General features: G+C 69.2%; 4 protein-coding genes. All 4 read right to left on the reverse strand.

Annotated features, from left to right (window positions below):
* Positions 1–670, reverse strand: a 670-nt coding sequence (locus tag ACE3TU_RS19115; protein ID WP_374627120.1) for a hypothetical protein, incomplete at its 3' end; no start/stop codon positions are given.
* A 929-nt stretch (positions 671–1,599) separates the two neighbouring features.
* Positions 1,600–3,624: a glycine--tRNA ligase subunit beta gene (gene glyS, locus ACE3TU_RS19120; protein ID WP_374627122.1), complete on the reverse strand. Its 2,025-nt coding sequence runs from the start codon at positions 3,622–3,624 to the stop codon at positions 1,600–1,602.
* A gap of 66 nt (positions 3,625–3,690) precedes the next feature.
* Positions 3,691–4,071, reverse strand: coding sequence for a type II toxin-antitoxin system VapC family toxin (locus tag ACE3TU_RS19125; protein WP_374627124.1), 381 nt, complete (start codon positions 4,069–4,071; stop codon positions 3,691–3,693).
* Complete coding sequence (locus tag ACE3TU_RS19130; RefSeq protein WP_374627126.1) at positions 4,068–4,427, reverse strand: hypothetical protein; 360 nt, start codon at positions 4,425–4,427, stop codon at positions 4,068–4,070. The genes ACE3TU_RS19125 and ACE3TU_RS19130 overlap by 4 nt, the downstream gene beginning before the upstream one ends.
* Positions 4,428–4,650: the final 223 nt, after the last annotated feature.

Below are 4,650 nucleotides of genomic sequence, written 5' to 3' on the forward strand. Positions count from 1 at the left end.
CGTAGGACTGATCGTAGGCGCTCGCCAGCAGTGCCGCGCTGGCAAAGACCGAAAGGCCGAGACCGGCCGTCCCGTCGGGCGGCCCGAGACGATACTCCACCGCCAGCACCGGACCGCCGAACGTGCTCGTTGCGTCGAACCGCCCGCTGGAGGTGAACGCACCGCCGGTGATGGTGGCATAGAGGCTGTCGCCGAGTTGCGCGTACTTGCCGCCGACATGCACATCGAAGGTGTCGGTGTCGAGGATCGGCACCAGCCCGTCGATCGCCATGATCGAGGTGTCGCGACCGGCAACGCCGGTGCCGACGACCGCGCCGAGCACCCCGAACACGGTGTTCTGCAACCTGAAGCCCATGCCGTTCGGCCCGACCTTCGTGGCCGACTGCGTGGCCTCGCTGAACAGGCCGCGGACCCAGAAGTGCTCGGGAACGCGCAGCGAGGCGAGATAGGCAAGCGCCGAGATCTCGCCGAAATCGGCCGTCGACATCTCTGGGACGGTATTGCCGCGGGTCAGAAAATCGACCTCGGTTCCGGCGCTGCGCTGGAACTGGCCGAGGGCGAGGCTGAATTCCAGCGGCAGGGACGCCGTTGCCGCGGCATCCTCTGCCCGGGCGGAACCGGCGGCCAGCAGAACCACGAGCGGAAGAACCCGCGCGTACGATGAACGCATTCAGCACGCTCCCAACAGTGCCGCGCTGCCGCCGCGCGCATTAACTTCGCGTTAACTAGCAATTCCGTCGCGCCCCGCGCAATTCCCCTTCGACGCGCCCGGCCGCACCGGCCGACGGGGTGTGTCCGAGCCGCAACAGGAGCGGGAATGACACCGTGAGGGTGGCGGGAGGTTGAGACCTCAGGGGACCCGGGTGGCATCCGCACGCGCGGGGCGAGTGGTTCCATCTCGGGATGGGCCCCGGCCTCCGCCGGGGTGACACCGTGGGTGGGGAGGGAGGAGTGCGGGGAGCCGGGACGACGCCGGTGGCTGGACACCGGGGCGTGGGGGGCACCGGGCGGGGATGGCCCGGCGGGTGCGGCAGGGGCGTGGTTGCGCCGCAGGCTCGGGGTCATTCCCGCGCAGGCGGGAATCTCCGTTTGCAGGGCGCGGCAGGAGGAACAGGGATTCCCGCTTTCGCGGGAATGACACCGCGGGGGTGGCGGGAGGTTGGGACCTCAGGGGGCATCCGCACGCGCGGGGCGAGTGGTTCCATCTCGGGATGGGCCCCGGCCTCCGCCGGGGTGACAGCGTGGGTGGGGAGAGAGGGTGGCGGGAGCCGGGATGACGCCGGTGGGGTGGGCACCGGGGCGTGGGGCACGGGAGGTGACCCGGCGCCTTGCGGCAGGGGCGTGGTTGCGCCGCAGGCTCGGGGTCATTCCCGCGCAGGCGGGAATCTCCGTTTGCAGGGCGCGGCAGGAGGAACAGGGATTCCCGCTTTCGCGGGAATGACACCGTGGGGGTGGCGGGAGTTTGAGAACTCAGGGGACCCGGGCGGCATCCGCACTCATGCGCGCGTGGTCGCCTCTCGGGATGGGCCCCGGCCTTCGCCGGGGTGACAACGTGGGGGTGGCGGGAGGAGTGGACGGCGCCGAAGGCGCGTCGTCCGGCTAGCCGGCGACCTTGGAGAAATCCGCCACGAGCCGCATGGTGTCGCGCAGCCGCGCGAGGAGGTTGAGGCGGTTGGCGCGGACAGCGGGGTCGGGGTCGTTGACCAGCACGGCCGTGAAGAAGGCGTCGACCGGGGCGCGCAGCATGGCCAGCGCGGCTATGGCGCCCTGGTAGTCGTCGGCATTGACCCGCGCGGCGACGGCGGCGTCGGCCTTCATGATGGCGTCGGCCAGGGCGATCTCGGTGTCCAGCTTCAGCGCTTCCTCATTGACCGGGGCGTCGTAGCTTCGGCCGTCCTTCTTTTCCTCGGCGGCGAGGATATTGGCGGCGCGCTTGTAGCCGGCGAGGAGGTTCTTGCCGTCGTCGGTGCCGAGCAGGGCCGAGAGGGCTTCGACGCGGCGGGTGATCTCGAGGATGTCGTCGCTGTCGGGGGTGATGACGGCGTCGACGAGATCGTGGCGGGCGCCGGCGTCGCGGAGGGTGACCTTCAGGCGGTCATGGAAGAAGGAGAGCAGGTCCCGTTCCACCGCGAGCGGAAAGGTCAGCTTATTGTCCACGACGATCCGGATCACCCCCAGCGCTGCCCGGCGCAGCGCGAACGGGTCCCTTGACCCCGTCGGCTTTTCGTCGATGGCCCAGAAGCCGGTGAGGGTGTCGAGTTTGTCGGCGAGCGCCACGGCGATGGCGACGGGTTCGGCCGGGACGAGGTCGGTGGGGCCGAGCGGCTTGTAGTGATCGGCGATGGCGTTGGCGACGGCGGCGGGCTCGCCCTGCGCCAGCGCGTAGTAGCGGCCCATCAGGCCCTGCAGCTCGGGGAACTCGCCGACCATGCCGGTGACGAGATCGGCCTTGGCGAGCATGGCGGCGCGCTTCGCCAGTTCCACGTCGGCGCCGACCATCGGGGCGATTTCGGCGGCGAGCTTGACCAGCCGCTCGACGCGCTGGAACTGCGTGCCGAGCCTTGCGTGGAAGACGCTTTCCTCGAGCCTGGGCAGGCCGTGCTCGAGCGGCAGCGCCAGATCCTGATTGTAGAAGAACCGCGCGTCCGAGAGGCGGGCGCGGATGACGCGCTCGTTGCCGGCGATGATGGCCTTGCCGCCATCCGCCGCCACCTGGTTGGAGGTGATGATGAAGTTGGGCGCCAGCCGGCCGGTGCCGTCGCGCAGGCAGAAGCACTTCTGGTTGGCGCGGATGGTGGCGATGATCACTTCCTCGGGCACTTCGAGGAAGGCCGGGTCGAACGACCCCATCATCACCACCGGCCACTCGACGAGGCCGGCAACCTCTTCGAGCAGGCCCTCGTCATGGATGACGGTCAGCCCCTGCGCGAAGGCGAGATTGTCGGCATCGGCGCGGATGATCTCCTTGCGCCGGTCGATGTCGAGCACGACCTTCGCCTTCTCCAGCGCCTGCACGTAATCGTCGAAGCGGCGCACGCGGATGGCGCCCGGCGCGAGGAAGCGGTGGCCATAGGTGGTCTGGCCGCTCTCGACGGTGTTGGACTGGAACGGGATGACGGCCGGTTCGTCGTTCTCGGTGCCGAAGGTGGCGGTGATGGCGCGCAGCGGCCGCACCCAGGTGAGCCCGCCCTTGCCCCACTGCATGGATTTCGGCCAGTCGAAGCCGGTGATGACCCGGGGCAGCAGCGCGGCGAGGATGGTTTCGGCTTCGGCGCCCTTCTTGTCGATGTGGGCGACGTAGAAATCGCCCTTCCTGGGATCGGACTCCACCTTGGCCTGCTCGATGGACGACAGGCCCGTCGCCTTGAGGAAGCCCTCGATCGCCTGCTGCGGGGCGCCGACGCGCGGGCCCTTCTTTTCTTCGCGCGTGTCGGGCGAGCGGGCGGGCAGGCCGGTGACGGTGAGGGCGAGGCGCCGCGGTGTCACGAACGCCTTGGCGCTCTCGTAGACGAGACCGGCATCGACCAGCGCATTGGTCACGGCCTTCTTCAGGTCCTCGGCGGCACGGCGCTGCATGCGCGCGGGGATTTCTTCCGAGAACAGTTCGACGAGAAGTTCGGGCATGGCAATACCGGGCGTTGAGAGCGCGGGAGGACTAGCAAGGGGAGGGGGGATTGTCCATTGCGGGCGTCAGCGGATGAGCTCGATGGGGCAGCCCACGTCGAGCTCCGCCCAGGCGCGGTCGGCGGTGAGGGCTGTGGCCTTTTCGCGGATGGCGAGGGCAAGGCAGGCCCGGTCGCCGAGGGAAAGGCCGGCGTGGCGGGTGAGGGGGCGGAGCAGGATGACCTCGGCAGCCAGTCGGGCGTCGAACGGGACAACCTCGATGCCGTAGTGGGCGATCTCGCGAAGCGTCTGGGCCGTATCGTCGCCACCGTCGCAAAGCCGGGTACCCACTTCGGCAAGGTTGACGCTGCTGATCAGCGCTCCTTCCAGTCTGGGCCGCACAATGGCCTGACCGGGCTCGCTGTTCATGACGGCCAGTAGTGCAGAAGCGTCCAGGACGACCGTCACTTCGGCGCGTTCCTGCCGGCCAGATACGCCGCTGTCTCGGCTTCCTCGCGAGCGTTCTCGGCGCGTCGCTCCGCAATCAGCTCATCGACCAGGCTGACGCCGGGAGGAACAAGCTTCCTGAGCCGCTCCTGCGTCTTGCGCAGCGCTGTATCCGACGTCATCAGCGTGAGTTCACCGTCCCGCACGACGCCCCTCAGGGTATCGCCCTCGCCGACACCCAGTGCGGCGCGCACCTTGGCCGGCAACAGGACGCGACCCGCGGCCTTCACCTCCACGGCGAAATAGATCGGCTCCCTGTCGTCGCGCCAGGGCGCAGTATCCTCCGCCAGACCGCTGCCTTTGGTCACTCGCGCCATGTCAGCCTCCGCAAAAAGTGACAGGATACGCCAGTAATGTCACAAGACAAGAGCTTTGACACCCTGTCGCGAGAGGGAACGCCCTCGGGTCTGAGCCTACCACCCGCCACCGCCACCGCCACCGCCGCCGCCGCCCGATCCACCGCCACCGCCGGAAAAGCCGGAGCCGGAGGAGCTCGACGGCTGGGCAGCGATCATCGCGGCGCTCATGCCGGTAGCGACG

It is taken from the genome of Devosia sp. (assembly GCF_041917035.1).
In the GTDB taxonomy this organism is placed as follows: Bacteria; Pseudomonadota; Alphaproteobacteria; order Rhizobiales; family Devosiaceae; genus Devosia_A.